Here is a 23,649-nt window from a genome sequence, read left to right on the forward strand (position 1 = left end):
CCTCAGTTCAGCAGTTCGGCGACGAGTTGCTGTAACTCTTCTGGGCGAAACGGTTTAACCAAATAAGCATTGGCTCCCAGCGCCAGACCTTTCTCACGGTCACGTTTGCTGCCTTCTGTGCTGATAATGATCAATGGCGTGTCTTTGTACAATGGGTTGTTGCGCACAAAACTGACCAGCTCCAGACCGTTGATATCGGGCATATTGATATCGGTTAAAACCAGATCGACTTTTTCACGCGGCAGAATCCGCAGCGCCTCAAATCCATTAGCGACTTCAATCAATTCAAAATCGTCCATTGCATCAAGGGTTGATGCAATTAATGAACGCATTGTCGAAGAATCATCGGCAATCAATATTTTTTTCAAAATCAATCCTTAGATCCAGTCTGTAGTGCATCGGATATCAACATTTAAAAAAAATAATTCGCAACCCACCTCTTTTACAACGCCTGCTCCATTTTAAACCCTGCCTGCGTCAAAAAAACCTCGAATTCCCTAGCCTCCCCGATCGGCCCACTCTCAGGATAGTTGTCACCATAGATCAATGCGACCGTCCTCCCATCACTGACCAAGGGGGCAAGGAACACTTCATCCGCTGCCCCGCCCAACAGCTTTATTAATGTTTTTTCTGAAGAACTATCGTTAAGTTTTGAATAAACAACGTCTTTGTCCTGCAAGGCACGAGCAAACAGCGACCCCGGCTCCGCCTCAAAACGCAGTTTTCGAACAATCTCATCCGCTGCCGAAGACGAGCTGGTCAAGCCGAATTGCCCTACCCCGACTAGTTGGCGACCACGCACATCGAAGACAATAGCGCGATTCATTAATTCGCTAGCGTAACGCAAAATCAGCATAATAATACCACCACCGATGTAGGGATTATCCAGTTCTGCCAACATGCCACGCAGCAGAGTCAAACTCTGACCCTCCAAGCGATCCTCAAATTGCTGGATTTCACTTTCCAAAGCAACTTCGTCAACAGCGACCTCGCCCTCCGAACCTACGGCAAAATGCTCACCCTTGACAACCAACCGATGCGAAGAAAGTCCCTTGTCAAGCAGCAAATCAAAGGGATTGAGCAAGGCCGTGCCGATAACAGATGGGTCACCAAGCTGAAAAGAAAACTTTCCTTTGGACCAAGTAAAAAAATTGAAAACGATTTTTTCTATTTGCCGCTCGACGATTTCTTCAATCACCTCTGGGGCAATCTGGCAAGAGTCACTCAGGAGAGCTCCCAAAGGCTGGTGAGGCTCAAGCATTTGCTGCTTTCCCAAGGCTGCCTCAATCTGATTTTCGCTGACAACGCCCGCCTTTTTGAGCAACTGACCGAGAGTTTCGGGATAATAAGTAGAGGCTGCTTGGACGACCTGGCCATCAACAAAACTGATGGTTCCGGAATCCTCCCCCTCCCGCAATGAAAGCTTACCTGATTTTTTGCTTAAGCTGATGATCTGAAGAATTTCTGCGATCCCCAAATCCTCAAGACAACCTTCTAGTCCCATAATCGAAAACCCCCGAACCGATAGGCTTAGCTTTGCAGCCTGGCTTCCGATCCCTACCATTTAATCGCAAGAATTAATATAAGATAACTAAGAAACCCTTACGAGTAAAGTTTTTGTTCAGTTTCAGGCCTGTTTTCCGCGCCCCTTGAACTGCACCCGGATCGGAACACGATCAAAGCCGAACTTTTCCCGAAAACAATTTGTCAGATAGCGCTGATAGGAAAAATGCACCTCATCCGGCCGACTTGTAAACAGGACAAAGGTCGGCGGCCGAACAGCCCCTTGAGCTGCGTAATAAAACTTGATCCGCTGCCCACGCACCATCGATGGCGGATTTTTCTGCAGAAACTCTTCGAGCCCTTTATTGAGCTGCGCCGTCGGCACACGCCGGTTGAACTCCTCGAACACCTCGGCCACGATCGGCATAATCTTGTTGATTCGCTGTCCGGTCAGTGCCGACACAAAGATCAGCGGAGCAAAGGGAAGATATTTAAAACGCCGCCGTACCTCCTCGACATACTTACCCATGGTTTTTTCATCTTTTTCCGGCAGGTCCCACTTATTGACTACCAGAATTAGCGCCCGTCCTCTCTCGAAAGCATACCCCGCGACCGACAGATCCTGATCGGTTACCCCTTCCTCGGCATCAATCACCATCAGCACTACATGCGCACGATCCATCGCCTTCAGCGCTGTGACCGCGCTGTACTTTTCGATAGTCTGGCTAACCTTACCTTTGCGTCTGATCCCGGCAGTATCGATCAATACATAGCGTTTACCGTCGAATTCGAATGGAGTATCGATGCTGTCACGGGTAGTACCGGAGGTTGGGTTGGCGACCACCCGCTCGTAGCCGAGCAACTTGTTGACCAGTGAGGACTTACCGACATTCGGCCGGCCGATTACCGCCATCCGCACTTCATCCTCCTGCTCTGCCACTTCCGAGGGCGGTGGCAGCAGCAGTTCCAGATCAGCTATCAGGTCGGTGACACCACGACCATGTTCGGCCGACACGGAATAGACCTTGTCAATGCCAAGCGCATAAAACTCGCTGGCGCTGACTTCCTGCTTCTCGCCGTCTACCTTATTGACCACGTAAAAGACCGGTTTGTCGATCTTACGCAGCATCTTGGCGACTTCTTCATCGGAAGGAGTCAAACCATCACGCACATCCATCAGAAAAAAGATAATATCCGCCTCTTCAACCGCCAATCGCGATTGTTCGCGCATCTGAGTCAACAAACGATCTTCGCTGGCCGGTTCGAAACCACCGGTATCGATCAACAAGAACGGCTTGGCAAAACGGGTCACCTCGGCATAATGCCGGTCACGGGTAACACCGGGAAAATCCTCGACGATCGCTTTGCGCTTGCCGAGCAGGCGGTTAAACAAGGTCGATTTGCCGACATTCGGTCGACCGACTAAAGCTACTACAGGTAACATCTGATTATCTTCCTACTCGTAACCAAGTTCACGCAACATCCGCTCGCTCTGGCTCCAATCCTTATCAACCCGAACGAAAAGTTCGAGAAACACCCGGGTGCCGAGGAAACGCTCAATCTCAATTCTCGCCTCCTTGCCCAAGGTCCGGATCATCTGCCCTTGCTTGCCGACGATGATTTTCTTATGGCTGTCCCGCTCCACATGAATGGTCGCCTGGATCACGACCAGGTTTTTCTCCGGCTTTTCTTCAAAGGTTTCTACCCGCACCGCAACGCCATAGGGAATTTCTTCGCTGATCCGGCGCATCACCTTTTCCCTCACCATCTCGGCAACGATAAAACGCTCTGGCTGATCGGTCAGCATATCTTCCGGATAATATTGCGGCCCCGCCGGGATATAGGGTTCGATCGCCTTCAACAGCTGCGGCACACCATCACCTTTTTCCGCGCAGATCGGAACCACTTCCTTAAACTGGAAACGCTGCGAATAAGCATCAATCAGCGCCAGTAGGCTCGGTGGCTCAACCATATCGATCTTGTTGATCACCAAACATACCGGAGCATTGCCCTTCTCCAGCAGTCGCAGGATGTATTCGTCGCCACCTCCCGGCTGGTCGTTCGCTTCAACCAGGAACAGCACCAGATCGACATCACTGCAGGCGCTGATCGCCTGATCGACCATGTAACGGTTCAACTTCCCTTGCGGTTTATGAATCCCGGGGGTATCGACAAACAGCGCCTGTCCGCCCTCGAAATTATGAATTCCGAGAATCCGGTTGCGGGTGGTTTGCGGTTTATTGGAAGTGATCGCAATTTTCTGACCGAGGATGCGATTGAGCAGGGTCGACTTGCCGACATTCGGCCGGCCTACGATCGCAATGAACCCGGATTTAAAATCATTTACCATTCTCGCACTTTCTAATTATCGAGTGATCGAGCGCCACAGCAGCAGCCTGCTGCTCGGCACGTTTTTTACTCGGTCCGCTACCGCTACCGAGCAGCTTGCCGTCAAACCGAACCTCCATCGAAAAAACCCGCTCGTGATCCGGCCCGCTCACCTGCGTCAGAACATATTCGGGCAATCGTCCGTATCCTGCCTGCAGCCGTTCCTGCAGGCAGGTTTTATAATCGGTTCCATAACGTGACCGGGCGGTCTTTTCGATCAACTCGGCAAAGAGCTGCTCGGCAACAGCACAAGCCGCAGCAAAACCACCATCGCAGTACACCGCCCCTAGCAGCGCCTCCAGCGCATCGGAAAGCAAGCTGGCCTTCTGCCGTCCGCCACTCTTCTCCTCCCCTTTGCCGAGGCGCATTCCATCGCCTAACCCCAACTGCCGCGCAACCGCAGCCAGTCCACTTTCACAAACCACCTCGGAGCGGATGCGGGTCAAGCCTCCTTCGGGGATATCCGGATAATTGCGATAAACCCAATCACTGATCGCCAGTTCGAGGACGGCATCACCTAAAAATTCCAGCCGTTCGTTATGTGGAGCCGGATTGGCCTGTTCGTTGCTGTAAGATTTATGGGTCAAAGCCTGTCGTGGCAGAGTGGGATTTTTGAACTGATAACCGATCGAAGTTTCCAAGGCAGAACAGTAGTCAGACACTCGTTTCTCCAAACTATGAGGTAATTGTTGCGAAGTATAGCCAAAAGGCGCTGACAGTTCAAACCCTTTACCGGTCAAAAACGCTCCAGTACTGCAAATGTTTCAACTTGATTCAGTCACAAAGCTTTCTCTATAATGTTCTACTTTTAGCGCGGGGGTGTGGTAGATTCAGGTGACGTCGCATCCTGCCATCAACTATTAAAATCTGGATCTTTATAAATGGCCCCATTCATAACCTTCGAAGGGATCGAAGGCTCAGGAAAAACAACTCAAATCCGCCTACTAGCAGAGCGCTTAACCAACCAGAACCAACAGGTTGTACAGACCCGCGAGCCTGGGGGCTGTCCGATCGCCGATCAGATCCGCGGCATCCTACTCCACCCCGACAACGCCTCAATGGATTCGCGGACCGAGCTGTTGCTTTACGCTGCTGCCCGCGCCCAGCACATAGAACAGATCATCCGGCCGGCACTGAAAACAGGCAAAATAGTTTTGTGTGATCGCTTTACTGATGCGACCCTGGCATATCAAGGGGATGGGCGCGGGCTGAATCGTGACCTGATCCTGCAACTCAACCGCTTGGCGACCGGCAATTGCCTTCCCGACCTGACCCTGTTGTTTGATATGCCGGTGGAGATCGGCCTTGGAAGAGCCAAACAACGAGAGACAGAAACCCAGGACAGCTCGGAAGGCCGCTTCGAGCGGGAAAAGTTCGATTTTCACAAGCGAATCCGTGAGGGTTATCTTGCTCTGGCTAAGGCCGAACCTCAACGTATCAGAATAATCGATGCCGAGAAACCGGCTGCAGATGTTTCCCTGCAGGTATTCTCCGTGATTGACGAGTTCCTGAGCCAGCAGGAAGAGGCAATATGACGTTCGATTCGATTATTGGTCACGAACCACAAAAAAACATTCTGCGTCGTGCCCTGCAGAACAATCGGGTCGCCCACGCCTATCTGTTTGAGGGCCCGGACGGCATCGGCAAGCGGCTGGTCGCCCTTGCCCTGGCGCGGGCGCTGCTTTGCGATTCGGGTCGCGGCTGCGGAGTCTGTCCTACGTGCCGGAAAGTCGATCATAACAATCATCCCGACATCCATTTACTCGACGCCGAAGGAGCGGCCATCAAGATCGATCAGATCCGCACATTGCAACAACAGTTGTCGCTGAAACCGCTGGAAGGCGAATATAAAATCTGCCTGATCGATGGCGCCCACCACCTCAACCCGGCCGCCGCCAATGCGCTATTAAAGACCCTGGAGGAGCCACAGCCAAACACCCTGATCATACTGCTCAGCAGCCAACCGGAGGCCCTGCTGATCACCATCAGGTCCCGCTGCCAGAGGCTCCCCTTCAAGCGACTGCCGAAACAACGACTGACCGAAATCCTCGCCGACCGGCTCGACCTGCAGGAAACGGAAGCCGCCGTTTTGGCCGCCCTCTCTGAAGGCAGCTTCAAAAAAGCCCTTGGACAAAACCGTGAACTTTACCTCGAACGCCGCCGCGAAATACTGAGAAACTTGATGGCACTGTCATCCGGTAGTATTATCCCCCTGTTCAAACTGGCCGACGAACTCGCAGCCGACAAAGATCACTTGGTGGAAATCCTGGAGATCCTTCAGGCCTTTTACCGCGACCTGCTGCTACTCAAGCATGGACGACCGGAGCAGGAACTGGTCAATCTCGACATGAAAGAGACGCTTTACCGGCAGATCATGCATGAAACAACGCCAACCTTGTTAAAGAAGCTTGAAGCGCTCAATGCGGGACGTTATCACCTGCAACGCAATGTCAACCGGCAACTGGCTATGGAAATCATGCTGATGACCATGACCACCGCGTGACAACATAAGGATATCGATAATCACAATGGAAACTTTACGTATAGTCAGTATTTCCTTCCACACCGCCGGCAAGCTGTTCGACTTCGACGCCAAAGACTTCGAACTCAAACCTGGCGACATGGTGGTGGTGGAAACCGAACGTGGGCGCGCTCTCGGAACGGTAACACGAGAAGTTCGGGAAATATCCCCTGAGGACGCACCTCCAAAGCTAAAGGCCGTGCAGCGACTGGCCAACGAAACTGACCAGGAGATGGCCAGCAATAACGCACAACGCGAAGAGGAAGCCCTCAAATTCTGCCAGGAGCGGATCAACCAGCGCAACATGGAGATGAAACTGGTGCGTGCCGAATACCTGTTCGACGGCTCGAAAATCATCTTCTATTTTACCGCCGATGGCCGAATCGATTTCCGCGAACTGGTGCGCGATCTGGCACAGCATTTCCGCACCCGGATCGAAATGCGTCAGATCGGTGTCCGGGACGAAGCGAAGCTGGTCGGCGGCCTGGGAGTCTGTGGTCGCGAGCTGTGCTGTGCCAGCTATCTGCGCAATTTTGCCCCGGTCTCGGTCAAGATGGCCAAAGCGCAAGGCCTGGCGCTGAACCCGGCAAAAATTTCCGGCCAGTGCGGCCGGCTGCTCTGCTGCCTGGCTTACGAATACGAGACCTATAACGATCTGCGGAAAAACCTGCCGAAATGCGGCAAGAAGTTCCAACTTGAATCGGGCCCTGCAGAAGTTGTCGCCGTTGATGTATTGGCACAAAAAATGACCCTCTGCTGTGCAGATGGTGAGCGCTGCACGATACACGTCGATGACCTGAAAAAAGGCTTTGACAAACCCTCTGCAGACAAAGCAAAGTCAGACGAGAAAAAAGCAGAAACAAAACCGCAACCAGATCAGCGTAAAACTGCTGCTGAAAATACAAAGGAAAAAGAGGAGAACCGTGGTGGTCGCCGGCAGGGAAATCGCCCCCGTCGGCCGAAAAAATCTCCCCAGCAGCAACAGGAAAAAAATCAGCAGCGCCCCAATCAGGAAAATGTTGCCGAGAAACAACAAGGCAGCAAGCCCGACCAGGAAAAAAATCAAGCCCGGCGGCGCAAGCGGCGGCCACGGCGCAGGTCCAATAAGCCGAAGCAACCGGAATCGAGCAGTTAATTCGTTTGAAGTTTCAATGCAATCCGTTTTCAAGGGGAGCTTTTTATGAGCAAGACTTTTTACATCACCACACCGATATATTACGTCAATGACGTCCCGCACATCGGCCATGCCTACACGACCCTGGCCTGTGACGTCATGGCCCGCTACAAGCGTTCGCGCGGTTTTGAGGTTGCCTTTCTGACCGGCACTGACGAGCATGGGCAGAAGGTCGAAACCGCCGCCAAAGCGAACGGCGAAACGCCACTGGAATTGGCTGACCGGGTTGTCAAGCGTTTTCAGGCGTTGTGGGAGAAACTGAATTGCTCGCACACCGATTTCATCCGCACCACCCAAGAGCGGCACAAGCACACCGTCTCGGAGCAGTTCAAGACGATCCTCGACAAAGGCGACATCTACCTCGGCGAGTATGAGGACTGGTACTGCACCCCGTGCGAAACCTTCTGGACCGAAACGCAGCTGATCGATGGCAACTGCCCCGACTGCGGCCGAGAGACCACCAAGCTGAAGGAAGAGTCCTACTTCTTCAAGATGAGCAAATATCAGAACCAGCTGCTTAAACATATCGAGGAGAATCCGGACTTTATCCAACCGAAAACCCGGCGCAATGAGATCTTAAGCTTCGTCAAAGAGGGCTTACGCGACCTGTCGATCTCTCGGACCTCCTTCTCCTGGGGCATTCCGGTTCCCGGCAACGACAAGCACGTGCTTTACGTTTGGTTCGACGCCCTGACCAACTACATCTCGGCGCTCGGCTACCCGGAAGACCAGGAAGGTAAATTCGAGAAGTTCTGGCCGGCAGTTCACGTCATCGGTAAGGACATCCTGCGCTTCCACGCTGTCTACTGGCCGACCTTCCTGATGGCCGCGGGCGTACCGCTGCCGAAGCGGGTGGTCGCCCACGGCTGGTGGACAGTCGAAGGACAGAAGATGAGCAAGAGTCTGCGCAACGTGGTCGAACCGAACATGCTGGTCGATAAGTACGGCGTCGATGCGATCCGCTACTTCCTGCTACGTGAAGTTCCCTTCGGGCTTGACGGTGACTTCTCACACAACTCCCTGATCCACCGGATCAATTCCGACTTGGCCAACGACCTCGGCAACCTCGTCAGCCGCTCGACCGCGATGCTTGACAAGTATTTCAACGGCGAACTGCCGAAAACAGGCTCCCTGTCCGACATCGATCAGTCGCTGATAGACTGCTTCCCCGCCGCGCTGCAGAAAGTTGACGAACTGCTTGAAGAGATGGCCTTTAACAAGGCGCTGATGGCGATCTGGGAGCTGATCTCGGCCGGCAACAAGTACATCGACGACACCGCCCCCTGGGCGCTGGCGAAAGATCCGGAACAGCAAGAGCGACTCGGTACTGTGATGTACACCCTGCTTGAAGCGATCCGTATTATCGGCCTGCTGGTGGCTCCGTTCATGCCGGAAACAGCCGCCAAAATCATGCAGATCCTTGGTTGCGACAGCGACAACCTGAACCTCGAGGGGCAGGACCAGTGGGGCGGGCTGCAGCCTGGTACCCAGATCGAAAAGGCCAGCCCCCTTTTCCCGCGCATTGAAACCGAGTAAAATCAAAGTTATATAGTTACAACCTGTCGGGGCGCTCTAATGCGCCCCGCTGTTTTTGGAGTATCGAAATGTCACTACATCTTCCGCTACTGGTCGATAGCCACGCCCACCTTGACGGCGAGCAGTTCGCCAACGACCGGGACGAAACCATCCAGCGCGCCTATGAAAATGGTATCAGCCATATCCTGACGATCGGTTGCGACCTGGAAAGCTCGGCGGCCAGCGTGGCGATCGCAACCAAGCATGAAAAGATTTATGCCGCGGTAGGAGTTCACCCCCACGATGCCAGTGAAATCAACGCGCATAGCCTGAAGCAACTAAAAGAACTGCTTTCTCGGCCTAAGGTTGTCGCGCTGGGGGAGATCGGCCTCGACTTCTTCCGTGACCGTTCACCGCGCGATGTACAGCAGGAAGCATTCCGACAGCAGATCCGCCTCGCCAAGCAGGTCGGCAAACCGATCATCGTTCACGACCGCGACGCCCACGACGAGGTCCTGCAGGTTCTGCTTGAGGAGAATGCAGCCGAAGTCGGCGGGGTACTGCACTGCTTCAGCGGCGACGTGGCGATGGCGAAAAAATGTCTAGCAATGGGCTTCTATCTTTCTTTTCCCGGCACCATCACCTACCCGAAAAATGATGCCGCCCGCGATGTAGTCAAGGCGGTGCCGATTGATAAGATGCTGGTCGAAACTGACTGCCCCTATCTTTCGCCACAAAAGTTCCGCGGCAAACGGAACGAGCCGGCCTACGTGCGTTACACTGCAGAAAAGGTCGCAGAAATCAAAGGGCTGACGATCGAGGATGTCGCTCGGGTGACCAGCCGCAACTGTTTCGACCTATTTGGCTTCGGCGAGGTCGACCAGAGCAGCAAGATTGCTTACCAGATCCGCAATTCGCTTTATCTGAACATCACCAACCGCTGCACCAACCACTGTATCTTCTGCGCCAAATTCGAGGATTTCGTCGTCAAGGGGCATGAACTGTTTCTTGAACGCGAACCGACTGCCGAAGAGGTGATGCAGGCGGTCGGCGATCCCAGCGGCTATGACGAAGTGGTCTTCTGCGGTTACGGAGAACCGTTGCTACGCCTCGACCTGATCAAAGAGGTCGCTGGGCAACTCAAGCAACAAGGTGTTAAAATTCGTATTAACTCCGACGGACAGGCGAATCTGGTGCACAAGCGCAATATCCTGCCGGAGTTACAGGGACTGGTCGATACCATCTCGATCTCACTCAACGCTCCGAATGGGGAAGAATACCAGCAGCTCTGCCAATCGAGTTTCGGAGTTAAGAGCTACCAGGCGGTGAAAGATTTCCTGCAGCAGGCGCCACTATATATCCCGGAAGTGATCGCTACAGCCGTCACCTATCCGGGTGTCGATATCGCCGCTTGTGAACAGGTCGCCGAGGAATTGGGGGTGCAGTTTCGCGTTCGTGAATACCAGGAAGTCGGCTGAACCGACAGAGAGGGCATTATGGCCAGTTACGATTACGATCTGTTTGTCATCGGCGCCGGGTCCGGCGGGGTGCGTACCGCGCGGATGGCCGCTGCCGAAGGGATTAAGGTCGCCATCGCCGAGCAGAGTAAACCGGGCGGCACCTGTGTTAACCTCGGCTGCGTGCCGAAAAAACTCTACGTTCACGCCGCTGAGTACGGAGCCGGTTTTCTCCAGGCCTCCGGCTTCGGCTGGCAGAGCCCAGCACCGCTGCTCGACTGGCTGACCTTGCGCGACAACAAGTCGGAAACCATCAGCGAACTGAATGGCCTGTACGGCGAGATGCTCAGCAATGCCGGTGTGGAGATGATTACAGGCCACGCCAAACTCCTCGACGCCAACCGAGTCTCGGTGAATGGCAAGGAATTTTCGGCGGAACGGATCCTGCTCGCCACCGGCAGTCGCCCCTCCCTGCCCGACATTCCGGGCAAAGAGCATCTACTGACATCCGACCAGATCTTTGATCTGGAGCGGTTGCCGAAACGGATGCTGATCGTCGGCGGCGGCTACATCGCTACCGAATTTTCAGGCATCTTCCACGGTCTCGGTGTGGACGTCACCCAGATCTACCGCCGGAAACTTTTCCTGCGTGGCTTCGATGGCGAGATCCGCGAATTTGTTGCCAAACAAATGCGCAAAAAAAATATCGATCTGCGCTTCAACTGCGATCTGCGCCAAGTGGGGAAAAACCGTGACGGCAGTTTAACCGTTACCCTGCAGGATGGCAGCAGTCTGCAGACCGACCTGATCCTAGCGGCCACCGGTCGCATCCCCAACACTGAAGATCTCGGTTTGGATAATGCCGGTGTCGCAGTAGCGAACAATGGTGCGGTTATTGTCGATGATTTCTACCAAACCAACATCCCATCAATTTATGCCCTTGGTGATCTGATCAACCGGATGCAGCTGACCCCGGTCGCCCTGGCTGAAGGAATGACCCTGGTCCGCCATCTTTATAAAGGCGGCGCAGATCCGCTCGACTACACCCTGATCCCCACGGCCGTCTTCAGTCAGCCGAATATCGGCACGGTCGGCTTGACGGAAGAAGAAGCGCTCGAAAGCTATCCGCAGGTCGACGTCTACACCGCCAATTTCCGCTCCCTGAAACATGCTCTTTCCGGAAGCGGTGAGCGGGTGTTGATGAAGCTGTTGGTCGACCCGACCACGGACAGAGTCGTCGGCGCCCATATGGCGGGCGAGATGGCCGGAGAAACCATCCAGGGGATTGCCATCGCCCTGAAAGCCGGTGCCACTAAAAGCGATTTCGACAAAACCATCGGCATCCACCCGACCAGCGCCGAGGAGTTCGTCACCATGCGGAGCAAAACCAGAACCGTAACCAAAGAACACTGATCGAAAAGGAGCAACTTATGAAAGCGACTATTGAATACTGCGGCGAGTGAAACTATCGCGATCGTGCTACCAGTCTGGCAGCAAAAATGAAGCAGAAATTTGCAGCAGAAGTTCAACTGATCGAATCAAGCGGCGGTGTTTTTGAAGTTACCGTCGAGGGAGAACTGATCTTTTCGAAAAAGGCCACCGGTCAGTTTCCGGTCGAAGATCAGCTACTGGAAGAACTCGCGACCAAGTGATAAAAAGAAGGGTGCTGGCTTTTTTGCCAGCGCCCTTCTTTCTCGGATCAACCGATCAATTCAAAACCCCCTTAAGTTCTGGCTCGAAGATCTCCCAGACCCGCTTCTCCAACTTCTCGATAAATTCCGGGGTGGTAATGTTCGGCAACTTGATGTTCCGGTTCGGATTTTCAATCACCTCGGCAGGCAGTGAAAATTCGGCCTTGGTGTACCCCTGCCGAAGCTCCAAAGCCAACCCGCGCAAGAACGCGCGGCGCACGGCAGCCCTAATCTGTTCGGTGGTCAAATCGAAGTCGAATTCGCTCTTCAGGCAATCGACCACCATCTGCGTACCGATCCCCTTAGCGATATCGAAAAACTTGCACAGGCCGATCATGTCAAAACCGACGATATGCAGCTTATCTTCAGTGACCCCCTGCACCCAGGAATCGAGATCGGATTTCCCTTCGCGGGTCAGCAGGCCGTAGGTGCCCATCGACATATGGCCGCCGGCGATCGCCCAGGCATAGCCGGGGTTGCTTTCCGGCTGGTAGGCGGGCAGTTCCAGCCCCTTGACATGATAGGCGTAAGATGTTTCTCCAAGCTGCTCGGACAACCGCATCGAGCCTTTGCCGACCTCAGGGCATTTCCCGGTTCCTGCAGTGATGATCAGCTCCCTCGCCTTTTCATAATCACCGAAGGTTGCCCCGTTCAGAAGCGGATTTTCTGGGTGCCGCTCGTTGTAGGACATCACGTAGGAGATCGTTACTCCAAGCGAGATCGAATCCATCCCGTAGTTGTCGCTTAGTTGAATCAGCCGCGCGGCTTGTCCCGCATCGTGAATGCCGAGATTGGTGCTGAGCAGGTTTAACGGCTCATAGTCGAACTTGGCTAGAAACTCGCCTTTGCTGCCATCGGCGTTCCGTTCAGAGATGTTGTTGTGGCAGGTGATCCCGCAACGGAAACAAGCTTCCGACTTGATGTCGTATTCTTTCTCGACATTTTCCCGGAAAAGTTTCTCCGGCAATGCATTTCCCTGAGGCCGGAAATTGTTGACCGGCACCGCGTTAAATTCCTGCAACACATCGTAGGCGGCCCAGGTACCGCCACCGCCACCGCGACTGATCGGCTGAATGCGTGCCGAGCCACCTCCCTTGATGACATTGAGATTCACCGCCTTGACCGCATCGCTAACCGGTTTAACCTTATCCTTGCTCTGCGCAACCAGAGCAAGGATATTCTTGTAGCCCATCAGCGAACCCATCCCACCGCGACCTGCAAAACGGCACTTGTCTTCTTTGGATTTCAGCTGATTTTCGGTGGAAAGGGCCACCGCGCCCATATAATTATGTTCCCAGTTCTCACCTGCGGGGCCGATGGCGGCGAAGTGGGCATCAGGATAGTCTTTCTGCAGGGCCATAATTTTGTCGTGGGTAGAAAGTCCCAGCAGCTGCTCGGCCGGTTTCAACTCGACACGGGGGCCGGCTTTACTCTCCGTAATAACAACATAGACCGGCTCCTCTGAGCGATTCTCGAAAATCAGCTCATCCAAGCCGGCCCACTTGAATTTGGCGCCAAATTTTCCGCTGCCGGTCGACCACATCGCTGCGGGCAAGCCGATTTTCGAACCCTTGATCGGGCTATAACCGGAGAAATATGTGCGCATGCCGGTCATCGCGGTTGAGCCGGTCAGCAGGCCGGTATTGACGATCAGCGGGTTCTGCTCACAATAGGCGTGGGTGATTTTTCGCAGAGCCAAGTCCTGAAAGGAACGCCCGAAGCCGCCGAGGACATCTTCCAGATTCCGGCATGGCACCTCGACAAAAACCATTTCCCCGGTTTTCAGATCAACCGTACAGCGCTTATACAGAACTGCGGACGGATTTGCTGTAGGATCGTTCGTCAAGATATTCATAGCACTCTCCCTGTCATAGCATCAAAAACTGCAACGGATTACTCAACCACCTTCCAGGATCGGTAGCAGCGTCAGCTTATCCCCGTCATGCAACAGATCGGTAAAGGTCGCATGGGTATCATTGATCAAGGCAATACCGAGAATCTGTTCCGGCAATTGTAAACGAGCAACGACATCTTTAACTGACGAGCCGCAGGGGTAATCTTGCGTTTGTTCGGTAAACCGACCAACGCGAAACGCTCCGACCAACCGTACCCTGATCTGCATCACAACAACCTTGCACCTTTTCTGTATACAAAAACGTATGCAGCATAACAAAAAACGACCAGCAGGAAAATCCAAACTGCCGAGTTGAGGCGACTTATGAAATTATTGCTCTGATATTGTGACAAATACAAACCCCGCCTGACAGCGGGGTTTGTATATTTAAGATATTCGAAAGGCTACTGAGCAAACAACTTGCTGTAAATTTGCTGAAAATCGCCGGTTTTGATCGCTTTTTTGATCTCCCCGGTATTAGTGCTCAGCCATGTATGCATCGGATCGTTTTTCAGCAGGTTATCGATGTAGGCATTAACCTTCGCGTTGTTGTACTTACGCGCTTCTGGGATCAGCTTGAAGTAGAAGTTGTGAGCTACGTCGTAGATCCCATGCCACCAGGCATAATCGGGGGCCATCATTGCGGCTCCCATCCGGGCGCGACGACCCTCATGGTGCCAGAGTTCCCAGTATTCCCACTCGATCGGGTTGGAAAAGGCGGCTACGTTTTCGAGCAACTTCTCTTCCTTGACCAGTTTGATAATCTCTCCGGCCGGTTTGGCGAATTTCTCGTTATAGAGTTTGACCTGGGCATCATACTGGAAATAGTGGCCATCAACAAAACGCTGTTGGTGACAATTCAGACAAACGTTCTGCATGTTTTGACGTTTTTTCTCCCAGTTGTCTTTGTTCTTAGAGACCGGCGGACGCAGAGTCCAAGAGATCCGCTGGCCAACATCATGGGTAATCGGCATATCCGCTGTCGCCGACATGTGGCAGGTGGCGCAGGTCGGGGCTTCATAATAGTCCTTGCCGACCACCCAGTCATCGCTGTTGAGGGCCATCTTTTCCTTGTTGTTGAAGTAAGCGATGCCATGTTTCGACTCTTCGTAGATCTCTTTCTGCGGATGATCGGGACCGAGGTGGCACTTGCCGCAGTTTTCAGGCTGGCGGGCCTGGGCGGCCGAGAACGAATGGCGGGCATGACAGGCGTTACACGCCCCCTTGGAACCATCTGGGTTGATGCGGCCGATGCCGCTGTTGGGCCAGGTTTTCGGCGACAACTTGTTCGGGGCATCAGGATCGATCACCACCTTGCCACCGTGACAAGAGGCACAGCCGACAATAGCCACCGGCTCACCGCCCGCTGCATGTGCCAAATAGGCGTCGTTCGACTCCAGAATCTCGCCGGCATGAGCATGGTAGGAAGCGGAGGTCTCCTGCTCGATTTTCGGGTGACACTTGCCACAATCCTTTGGGGTCACTAGGGTCGCGATAGTGGCGCCATTATGTTCGAAAGCATCAACATCAGCAGCGTCCGCACCGTGACAATCGAGGCAGCCAATCTCGCTCTGCCCATGCTTTGAATTTTTCCATTGCAGATACAGCCCAGGATTACTCTCTTTGTGGCAACTGATACAGTCAGTCGCCGCAAATGAAGAGCCGGCTGCATAGGCTCCCACAAACAACAGTAATCCTAAAAAAGCTATCTTTTTCACGATATTGCCTCCTTGACGATATAGGGGTCGTTGAGCGCGTAGTAAACCGTTATGGCTTGAATTGCGTTTCTGCTAATCCCATTTGATTACATCTACCGGGCAGACGCTGTCGCAAGAACCACAATCGGTGCAGACTTCTTTATCGATTACATGCACGTCTCCCTGCTCGCTGATTGCATCGACCGGGCAAACTTCAGCACAGGCCCCACAGTTGATACAACCTTCATCAATCCAATGAGTTCCCATTCCTCTCTCCTTTCCCTCTTTAATTAGATGTTAAGGGCAAGATTAACAGGAACCATTCAGCATACAATTGACCCAAGTCAAAAAAGGTACAACTTCTATGAGGACTAATAAAATATGAAACTCAGATTGTAGGTAGAGAATTGAGGGGATCAATCTACAGATATTTTAGGTTGAGCTGGAGGTCTGTATCGAGCGTTCAGGCTAGTTGCTTTAGGCCACACCCTCTCAGCCCATCGATTGAATTAAACCGGTCAATGAAATGCTAGAGAGGACTGTCGTGGCAAGAATGATCGATGCAAGCAGGTCTGGCGAGCGGTTGAATTTGATCGCGTACATCAGGGGCAGTAAGGCGGAAGGGGCTGAAGTCTGCAGAGTAGCAATCTTCTGTTCCAGGCCGGACACACCCAGAACTCCAAGTAAGGGGTAAGTGACCGCAGGGGAGAGCAATAAACGGATGATCACGGCGACAGCAATGATTTTTAGAAATTTTGCCTGAAACCGGGTGGTGGCAAGCTGCAAGCCTAGAATAAAAATCAATAACGGGATGGTAGCTTGACCGATGAGGGAAAAACTCTTCAGAGCAAATTCAGGGAGTTGAACGGCGCACTGGACCACGATCATTGCCAAAAAAAAGGCATGAAACAGCGGCATTTTTAACAGATCCAGCATGATTGGCTTAAAACCGGAAGCGTTACTGCTGACGTAAATGGCGATAGTGCTGAGGGAAAGGTTAAACGCAACAAAATAGACCACCGAATAGGAAACGGCCTGTTCTCCATAGGTGAAGTAAATCAGCGGCAGACCGAAATTCCCGATATTGATCATGCTGCAGGAGAGGATAAAAGAGATTCGGTCGTTGCTTTGCAACTGCAGAAGACGGCTAACGTAGTAAGACATCACCAGCAGAACCCCCGTCAAAATCAGCATAAAAACAAACGGGAGTTTCAGGGCCTCGAAGCTGATATTGTGCTTAACAATGGCATCGAACACAAAAACGGGTGCAAACACCGTCAAAGTCAAACTGGTGATTTCTTTGATGTCCGGCTTGAAAAACCGCTGATAGACAAGTGCCACACAAATAATAACGAAAAGCGGCAGAACCGATTTTTGGAAGATGATTAAGAACGCCATCAAAACATCTAATTCTTATTTGAGCGGCTTTCGAGAGCTTCCAGTTCAATCTCGATAGCCTTGGTGCTGATCACAATCTCATACAGAGAGACGAGCAAGGAGGCCACTAAAAGCAACAGACTGACCCCGAAACTGAGTTTGGCGAGAAACGGCAATTTTTGAAAGAGAAAAAACATGGCCAGCGTACAGAGGATAAAACTCAGCACACCGAAACCCTGCATAACCTTGGTCAAAACGATCCGCAGGCGCAAGTTGGCGATTTGCCGGAGAGTAATATCATGAATTTGCTCTTGAGACTGCCCATGCAGTTGCCTGATCAGTTGCGCCAGCACCAGAAAGCGGTTGGTGTACGCGAGAAGCAAGAGAGATATAGCAGGGAACAGCAAAGCGGGAGTCGTCAGTTCCATCATGATTTTCCGATTAATTCCTCATCCATCCACAAAGATGTTTCATTCGCAGAACTGATTTTTACCTGATCAATATTTATGCATTCTTTTGCTGCCAAAGTCAGGGAACGGCCATTTTCAAAATCAATAGCATGATCATAACAGGCAACCAATCCACCCGCCAGCACAAGACTCAGCCCTGCCATCAAAGCAACCGGTCCGTAGGTACTGAACTGGGAATAGATAAGCAGCAAGCCTCCAACAACCGTCAACCACCCCACCACATTCAACCAGGCTTTTAGCTTGTTTTTCTTTATAAAACAAAGAACCGGCATGAGAAACAGGACCGAAACTATCAACAACAAATAACTACTTGGGGAGTTAAACATCATCACGAACCTCCTACTGTCTGTTTTTCCTCTCCTTACAAACAGCAAGAAATACGCCGAAATAAATCTTCTATCATTTTACCTCGAACAACTCCAAGGCATCTGCCTATTTATGCTTGCAGTTAAATTATTCGTGGCGGAGCGCGTCGATCGGATTGAGCTTTGCCGCCCGTCGGGCTGGGAAAAACCCGAATATAACCCCGATGGCCGCGGAGAAGATAAAAGCCAGCAGGTTAATACCGGGGCTGAAGATGTAAGGGACTGCGATCAGTTTGGCAATGGCAACCGATGCTCCGGTCGCTATAGCAAGGCCAATAAGCCCACCGATGCTGGACAGGACAACCGCTTCAATCAGAAATTGCAGCAATACTTCCCTTTCTAACGCGCCGATGGCAAGGCGGATGCCTATTTCCCGGGTTCTCTCGGTGACTGAAACCAACATAATATTCATAATGCCGATACCACCGACCAACAGGCTTACAGCGGCTACCGAGCCGAGCAACATGGTCAGAATTTTAGTGGTGCCGGTGAGAGTTTCGGTGATTTGCCGCGTATCCATGACGCGGAAGTTGTCATCCTCGTTGGCACTGACATTGCGCCGTTCCCGCAGCAGCAGTTCCAGCTGATTTTTTACCGTGTTAATCGCATCGCTGTTCCGTGCCGATACGGTAATCCGGTTGATGTCCTTGTCCCCGGTGAGGCGGCGCTGGACGGTCTTTAACGGCATGATAATTGAGTCGTCCTGATCATGTCCCATTCCTGATTGTCCCTTGGACTTGAGAAGTCCGATCACTTCGCAAGAGAACTGCTTGAGCCGGATCTTGCTACCGACCGGATTTTGCTTGCCGAAAAGTTTCTCCCTGACCGTTTCCCCCATCACGCAGACAGCCTTGCCAGATCGCATCTCGGTTTCACTGAAATCCCGGCCGGAGGCCAATTCCCAGTTCCCGGCAGGGAAAAAGTCGTTGTTACTACCGGTTACTGTGGTCGACCAGTTGTTCGCCTGGAAAACAGCGGTAGCCTGAGAATTGGCGACCGGGGCAACCCATTTGGCGCTGAAAATCTGGCCTTTAATTGCATCGACATCTGAGGATTTAAACTTCGGCGCACTTGCTGCGCCCGGACCAAACCGTTGCCCAGGGATCACCATCAGAATATTGCTTCCCATCCGAGAAATCTGGTCAGAAATGGATTGGGTAGCACCATTCCCCAAGGTCACCATGGTGATAACGGCGGCAACCCCGATGACGATCCCCAAGATCGTTAAAAAGGAGCGCATCAGATTACGCCGGATGGCCCGCACCGCGAGTAGCAACGTGTTCCAAAGCATCAGGACTGCTCCCCATTTTGACGGTCATGATCGACTTTGCCATCAACGAAATGGACAATACGCTTTGCATAGGCCGCCATGTCCGACTCATGGGTGACCATCAACACCGTAATGCCGTGCTCACGGTTTAACGAACCAATAAGCTCCATGATCTCTTCACTTGTCTGCGTATCAAGATTGCCGGTTGGCTCGTCGGCCAGCAGCACCTTCGGACGGGTAACGAGCGCACGAGCAATAGCCACTCTTTGCTGCTGTCCCCCAGACAGTTCTGCCGGGGTATGATCTTCCCAGCCGGTCAGGCCGACTTTTCCCAATGCAGTGCGTGCTTCGGCATGACGGACGGATGCTTTTTCCCCCCTGTAGATGAGCGGCAGTTCTACATTCTCCAGCGCAGAGGTTCGCGGCAACAGATTAAATCCCTGAAAGACGAAGCCGAGGAAGTGTCTCCGCAGCAATGCCCGCTGATTGCGGTCCATCTCTTCGACCGGGGTTCCCTGAAATCGATAACTGCCGCTACTGGGAATATCGAGGCAACCAAGTATATTCATCGCTGTAGACTTACCGGAACCACTCGGCCCCATGATGGCAACGAACTCACCTTGGTCGATGGACAAATCGACACCCTTGAGCGCCAGAAAAGCAGCCTGCCCCTGCCCGTAGGTTTTCGTGATTCTGGAAAGTTTGATGAGCGGAAACTCGTTCATGCCCATAACCTTTACAATGCTTCAGTGATGACCTGCATGCCAGGCTTCAATGATCCGTCAAGAATTTCGGTCGACTGTCCGTCGGTGGAGCCGACGGTAACATCTATGGCCATCGGTCGCTCCTCTTGTAATACCCAGACCCGCGGAGAAGCACCATTGCTTGCGATCTGCTTTTTGTGGCTTTGCATCCGAGGCCTGGGGAAAAGCTTCATCACCACGCTACCTGACTGTTTCGACTCTTCACCACTTGCTACAGGGGGCGTAAAACGTAGCGCTGCGTTGGGAACCAGTACAGCATTCTCATGGATCAGGGTGGTGATATCGGCAGTCCCAGTCATCCCCGGCCGCAAGCTAAGATCGTCATTTTTAACAGCCAAAACTGTACGGTAAGAGACGACACCATCGGTTTCCTGCGAGCCATATTCAACACGGGTAATGACCGCTTCATATTGACGTCCCGGCCAGGCATCAACACTGAACGTTGCCGTCTGCCCTTCCTTCACCTGACCGACATCGGCTTCATCGATATCCACGTGCAGTTCCATTTTCGACAGATCTTCGGCCAGCAAAAAAAGCACCGGCGCCTGGAAAGAGGCCGCTACCGTCTGCCCCGGATCGATGTCACGTTCCAGGACCACGCCATCAATCGGTGACCGGATCCGCGCTTTTTCCAGGTTGGTTTCGTCCGACTGCAGGTTGGCCTCGGCCTGCAAGACACCCGCATTTGCACTGGAAACGTTCGCTTCTGCCCGTTTCAAAGTCGCTTCCGCAACATCCATTTCGTTTTTAGATGGAACTTTACCGCCAGAGAGTTCCGCGACCCGCTGATACCGCCCGAGTGCGGCGCGAGCTTCCTCAGCAGTAGCTTCAGCCTGTAAAACTTGTGCTTGAGCTGCAACTAGATTGGCCCGCGACATGGTCACTGCATCATTCAGTTTGGATCGATCAAGCTGGGCCAACACCTGGCCGCTTTTGACATGGTCGTTTACATCAACAAATATTTCCTCGACAATGCCTGAGAGTTCACTCCCCACCTCCACTTGGTTAGTCGGTTGCAGGTTTCCAGTCGCTGTTACCGTTACGACTAATTTCCCGGTTTTGATGTCCCTGGTCGAGTAGACAGGTACTGTTTTTTCCTCTTCTGTAATAAGGAAGAACAGGACAGCAACAACAACGAGAGCGGGCAAACCGAGCAGCCACCACCAACTTTTCTTCGATCGCCTGCCCGTTTGGGAGCCAATAAGCTCCTCTAAAGATGTCGCCGCATCCGGATTCTCTTGCGTATTTGTATTCATAACTGGTCCTTGTTTTGTATGTCGGAACCCTGTGACGACCAACCGCCCCCTAACGCCTTGTAGAGGCTAATAAGTGCGAGGACGCTATTGGTTCGGGAGGTTGCGAGACTGTCTTGCAGGTTGCGCACAGAGCGTTCCGTATCAAGCACAGATTGGAAATCAATCAAGCCGGCGGCGTACTTTTGTCGTGCTATTGCAGCAGCCTTTTCAATAGATATTGTGGCTTGGTCGAGGGATGACGTTCGCTCTTGGCTGCGATACAGGTTAACGAGGGCGTTTTCAACTTCTCCAAGGGCATTAAGCACGGTCTGTTCATAGGCGATCTGGGCCTGTTCACGCACAGCATCCTGAATTTCCACCTGTTTCTTCAGTCGCTTCGCATTAAATATTGGCTCAGTAATGCCTCCTAGCAAAGACAACGAGCCTGCGCCACTCTCCCCAAGTCCGCTGAGGGTTAAGGCGTCAAGCCCTATCGAGCCAGAGAGCTTAAACGAAGGATAGCGTGCAGCCTCGGCAACTCCTACGCGCGCAGTTTCAGCAGCGAGCTTGCGTTCTGCTGCACGAATATCGGGCCGCTGCCGCAAGGTGTCCGCAGGGATTCCCAGAACAATTTGACCGGGAACTACCGGCAGCTCCCCTCCCGAAGAGAGCCGTTGATGCAGTGAACCAGGCAATTTGCCGAGCAGTATCTCCAGACGGTGTTCCGCTTCGGCCAGGCTGGTCTTCAAGCTCGGGATTTGCGCTCGCGTTTGCTCCATATTGCTCTGCGCCTGATCTACGTCCTGACTGTCGATTAGACCGGCTTGTTCGCGCCATTTTGTAAGTTGCAGAGTTTCACCCTGACTATCCAGGTTTTCCAGAGCAATCTTAAGACGGTTCTGAAGTGAACGCACTTCAAAATAATTGGTCGCGACTTCAGCAGCAAGTGAAACCTGGGTATCCTGCAGATTCGCCTCGCTGGCATCCAGACTGGCCTGAGAAGCTTCAACGCTACGCCGGACGCCACCAAACAGGTCGAGCTCCCAGCTCGCATCAAAGCCAACGCTATACGATTCACGCGTTGCCTCGCCATCCGACTTACTGAGGCTAGTCGAGCCAGTCGCTGACACAGTCGGATAATATTCTGTAGCGGCTACGATTCGTTGTGCCCGAACTTGGCGCAAAAGAGATCGGGCAGTACGCAGATCCGGGCTCGACCGTAATGCCTCTTCCACCAGTTCAGACAACAGCGGATCATTTAATGTTTGCCACCATTGACTCAGATTTTCCGAACCCTCGACTTTTGTGTACAGCACAGCGTTTCCATCAGCGCCATTCCAGTCAAACGTTACATCCATCGCTGGTTGCTGGTAATCAGGGCCAACGGAAATACATGCAGTGCTTGACAGGCAAAGAAACACGATCAAGATCTGCTTAAAATAAATAGTGCGCATACCGTTTGCCTTATCCACCCTTCACTGCGTTTATGCCAGCAAGAGCGAAGTTCACGACGTGCTCAGTAAAAGCTTCGATATCGTCGATTACCAAAGGAACATCCAACTTTGTAGTTTTCTTACTGTGCTGTTGCATTAGAATTGGATGAATACACATGCTGATAATGGACATTTCACAAAAGACAACCTGTTGTTCAGTAGCATCGGGGCCAAGTAACTCCCTCACCAAGGACAGAGTCTTTTCCCGCAAAGGAACCACCTCGGACCTTACAACCTCATCCAACAAGCCTGTGGGGTTGGCAAACTCCATTTGCGAAATTCGAAAATTTCTATTTGCCTCATCTGAAATCCGTCCAATCAGGGCCATCAACTGGCCCCGAAGGCGCTCCTCAGCGGTAGCATCTTTGGCCACGCCACCGTCCTGAGGATAAGCCTTCATTGATTCGGTGAATGAAAAACGCCAAGCTTCCTGATAAAGAGCTTTTTTGCTGCCGAAGTGATAGTTTACCGCCGCAACGTTTGCACCTGCCCGATTGCAGATATCTGCAACCGTTGCATCGCGAAAACCCTTCTCAACAAAAACCTCGCTTGCTGCCATAAGCAGTTTTTCCTTTGTTGTAACAGTCTTTTGCCTCGCCATTAGGAACTCCACATACATAATTTGACCGACCAAAGCTTCGATTTAAAACAAATATTTCAAATGGTCATTTGGATGTAAAGAAAAAAATGAGATTACCTGCAGACCAACCGAAAGGTTCATTAATACCCCCATCAACTGTACCATTAACGTATCATTGGCATTTCACTGAAACAAAAAAGAGAAACCGACAAAACGACCACTTCCACCTCATAACAGACTCAACATGGGACTTTA

24 protein-coding genes are annotated in these 23,649 nt (G+C 52.4%); 7 read left to right on the top strand and 17 right to left on the bottom strand.

The window, feature by feature from the left end:
* Positions 1 to 2: 2 nt before the first annotated feature.
* The 5 genes from Q7J88_RS12795 to rnc all read right to left on the bottom strand — a co-directional run bounded on the left by Q7J88_RS12795 (position 3) and on the right by rnc (position 4,553).
* Entirely contained in the window at positions 3 to 368 is a 366-nt protein-coding gene (locus Q7J88_RS12795; RefSeq protein ID WP_303722621.1) for a response regulator, read from the bottom strand.
* Between the two features lie 74 nt (positions 369 to 442).
* On the bottom strand, positions 443 to 1,504 hold the full coding sequence (locus Q7J88_RS12800) for a DUF4388 domain-containing protein (protein WP_303722622.1): 1,062 nt from the start codon (positions 1,502 to 1,504) through the stop codon (positions 443 to 445).
* Positions 1,505 to 1,627: 123 nt separating this feature from the next.
* Positions 1,628 to 2,947: a ribosome biogenesis GTPase Der gene (der, locus tag Q7J88_RS12805; RefSeq protein WP_303722623.1), complete on the bottom strand. Its 1,320-nt coding sequence runs from the start codon at positions 2,945 to 2,947 to the stop codon at positions 1,628 to 1,630.
* Positions 2,948 to 2,959: 12 nt separating this feature from the next.
* Positions 2,960 to 3,853, bottom strand: coding sequence for a GTPase Era (gene era / locus Q7J88_RS12810; protein WP_303722624.1), 894 nt, complete (start codon positions 3,851 to 3,853; stop codon positions 2,960 to 2,962).
* On the bottom strand, positions 3,843 to 4,553 hold the full coding sequence (rnc, locus tag Q7J88_RS12815; protein WP_303722625.1) for a ribonuclease III: 711 nt from the start codon (positions 4,551 to 4,553) through the stop codon (positions 3,843 to 3,845). The genes era and rnc overlap by 11 nt, the downstream gene beginning before the upstream one ends.
* Positions 4,554 to 4,772: 219 nt before the next feature.
* Here rnc and tmk point away from each other — a divergent pair, with 219 nt between their 5' ends.
* The 7 genes from tmk (at position 4,773) to Q7J88_RS12850 (ending at position 12,210) form a co-directional block, all read left to right on the top strand.
* Positions 4,773 to 5,426, top strand: coding sequence for a dTMP kinase (gene tmk, locus Q7J88_RS12820; RefSeq protein WP_303722626.1), 654 nt, complete (start codon positions 4,773 to 4,775; stop codon positions 5,424 to 5,426).
* A complete protein-coding gene (holB, locus tag Q7J88_RS12825; protein WP_303722627.1) occupies positions 5,423 to 6,394 on the top strand; it encodes a DNA polymerase III subunit delta' in 972 nt (323 codons plus the stop codon). The genes tmk and holB overlap by 4 nt, the downstream gene beginning before the upstream one ends.
* 25 nt (positions 6,395 to 6,419) lie before the next feature.
* On the top strand, positions 6,420 to 7,547 hold the full coding sequence (locus Q7J88_RS12830) for a stage 0 sporulation family protein (RefSeq protein WP_303722628.1): 1,128 nt from the start codon (positions 6,420 to 6,422) through the stop codon (positions 7,545 to 7,547).
* A gap of 45 nt (positions 7,548 to 7,592) precedes the next feature.
* Entirely contained in the window at positions 7,593 to 9,122 is a 1,530-nt protein-coding gene (gene metG / locus Q7J88_RS12835) for a methionine--tRNA ligase (RefSeq protein WP_303722629.1), read from the top strand.
* Positions 9,123 to 9,190: 68 nt separating this feature from the next.
* A complete protein-coding gene (locus Q7J88_RS12840; protein ID WP_303722630.1) occupies positions 9,191 to 10,579 on the top strand; it encodes a TatD family hydrolase in 1,389 nt (462 codons plus the stop codon).
* A gap of 18 nt (positions 10,580 to 10,597) precedes the next feature.
* Entirely contained in the window at positions 10,598 to 11,971 is a 1,374-nt protein-coding gene (gene gorA / locus Q7J88_RS12845) for a glutathione-disulfide reductase (RefSeq protein WP_303722631.1), read from the top strand.
* A 17-nt stretch (positions 11,972 to 11,988) separates the two neighbouring features.
* Positions 11,989 to 12,210 (top strand): Rdx family protein, encoded by a 222-nt coding sequence (locus Q7J88_RS12850; RefSeq protein ID WP_303722632.1) that lies wholly within the window; start codon positions 11,989 to 11,991, stop codon positions 12,208 to 12,210.
* Positions 12,211 to 12,265: 55 nt separating this feature from the next.
* Here the strand turns inward: Q7J88_RS12850 and Q7J88_RS12855 are convergent, their stop codons facing one another.
* From Q7J88_RS12855 to Q7J88_RS12910, 12 genes are all read right to left on the bottom strand, one after another.
* On the bottom strand, positions 12,266 to 14,104 hold the full coding sequence (locus Q7J88_RS12855; protein ID WP_303722633.1) for an aldehyde ferredoxin oxidoreductase C-terminal domain-containing protein: 1,839 nt from the start codon (positions 14,102 to 14,104) through the stop codon (positions 12,266 to 12,268).
* A 42-nt stretch (positions 14,105 to 14,146) separates the two neighbouring features.
* Positions 14,147 to 14,371 carry a MoaD/ThiS family protein gene (locus Q7J88_RS12860; RefSeq protein WP_303722634.1) on the bottom strand — a complete coding sequence of 75 codons (225 nt, stop codon included), beginning with the start codon at positions 14,369 to 14,371 and terminating at the stop codon, positions 14,147 to 14,149.
* Positions 14,372 to 14,547: 176 nt separating this feature from the next.
* On the bottom strand, positions 14,548 to 15,861 hold the full coding sequence (locus Q7J88_RS12865; protein ID WP_303722635.1) for a multiheme c-type cytochrome: 1,314 nt from the start codon (positions 15,859 to 15,861) through the stop codon (positions 14,548 to 14,550).
* Between the two features lie 72 nt (positions 15,862 to 15,933).
* Positions 15,934 to 16,107, bottom strand: a complete 174-nt coding sequence (locus tag Q7J88_RS12870; RefSeq protein WP_303722636.1) for a DUF362 domain-containing protein — start codon at positions 16,105 to 16,107, stop codon at positions 15,934 to 15,936.
* A 225-nt stretch (positions 16,108 to 16,332) separates the two neighbouring features.
* Positions 16,333 to 17,238 carry an AEC family transporter gene (locus Q7J88_RS12875; RefSeq protein WP_303722637.1) on the bottom strand — a complete coding sequence of 302 codons (906 nt, stop codon included), beginning with the start codon at positions 17,236 to 17,238 and terminating at the stop codon, positions 16,333 to 16,335.
* Between the two features lie 8 nt (positions 17,239 to 17,246).
* Positions 17,247 to 17,645: a DUF2721 domain-containing protein gene (locus Q7J88_RS12880; protein WP_369682036.1), complete on the bottom strand. Its 399-nt coding sequence runs from the start codon at positions 17,643 to 17,645 to the stop codon at positions 17,247 to 17,249.
* Entirely contained in the window at positions 17,645 to 18,016 is a 372-nt protein-coding gene (locus tag Q7J88_RS12885; protein ID WP_303722639.1) for a hypothetical protein, read from the bottom strand. Before Q7J88_RS12885 ends, Q7J88_RS12880 begins: the two co-directional genes overlap by 1 nt.
* A 124-nt stretch (positions 18,017 to 18,140) precedes the next feature.
* Positions 18,141 to 19,343 carry an ABC transporter permease gene (locus tag Q7J88_RS12890; protein ID WP_303722640.1) on the bottom strand — a complete coding sequence of 401 codons (1,203 nt, stop codon included), beginning with the start codon at positions 19,341 to 19,343 and terminating at the stop codon, positions 18,141 to 18,143.
* Positions 19,343 to 20,047 carry an ABC transporter ATP-binding protein gene (locus Q7J88_RS12895; RefSeq protein ID WP_303722641.1) on the bottom strand — a complete coding sequence of 235 codons (705 nt, stop codon included), beginning with the start codon at positions 20,045 to 20,047 and terminating at the stop codon, positions 19,343 to 19,345. Before Q7J88_RS12895 ends, Q7J88_RS12890 begins: the two co-directional genes overlap by 1 nt.
* Before the next feature lie 11 nt (positions 20,048 to 20,058).
* The gene (locus Q7J88_RS12900) at positions 20,059 to 21,342 is read right to left on the bottom strand and encodes an efflux RND transporter periplasmic adaptor subunit (RefSeq protein ID WP_303722642.1); all 1,284 of its coding nucleotides are present in this window, start codon (positions 21,340 to 21,342) and stop codon (positions 20,059 to 20,061) included.
* Complete coding sequence (locus Q7J88_RS12905; protein ID WP_303722643.1) at positions 21,339 to 22,775, bottom strand: efflux transporter outer membrane subunit; 1,437 nt, start codon at positions 22,773 to 22,775, stop codon at positions 21,339 to 21,341. Before Q7J88_RS12905 ends, Q7J88_RS12900 begins: the two co-directional genes overlap by 4 nt.
* Positions 22,776 to 22,785: 10 nt before the next feature.
* Positions 22,786 to 23,415, bottom strand: coding sequence for a CerR family C-terminal domain-containing protein (locus Q7J88_RS12910; RefSeq protein WP_303722644.1), 630 nt, complete (start codon positions 23,413 to 23,415; stop codon positions 22,786 to 22,788).
* Positions 23,416 to 23,649 lie beyond the last annotated feature (234 nt).

Source organism: Malonomonas rubra, assembly GCF_003247215.1.
Classification (GTDB): domain Bacteria; phylum Desulfobacterota; class Desulfuromonadia; order Desulfuromonadales; family Geopsychrobacteraceae; genus Malonomonas; species Malonomonas rubra_A.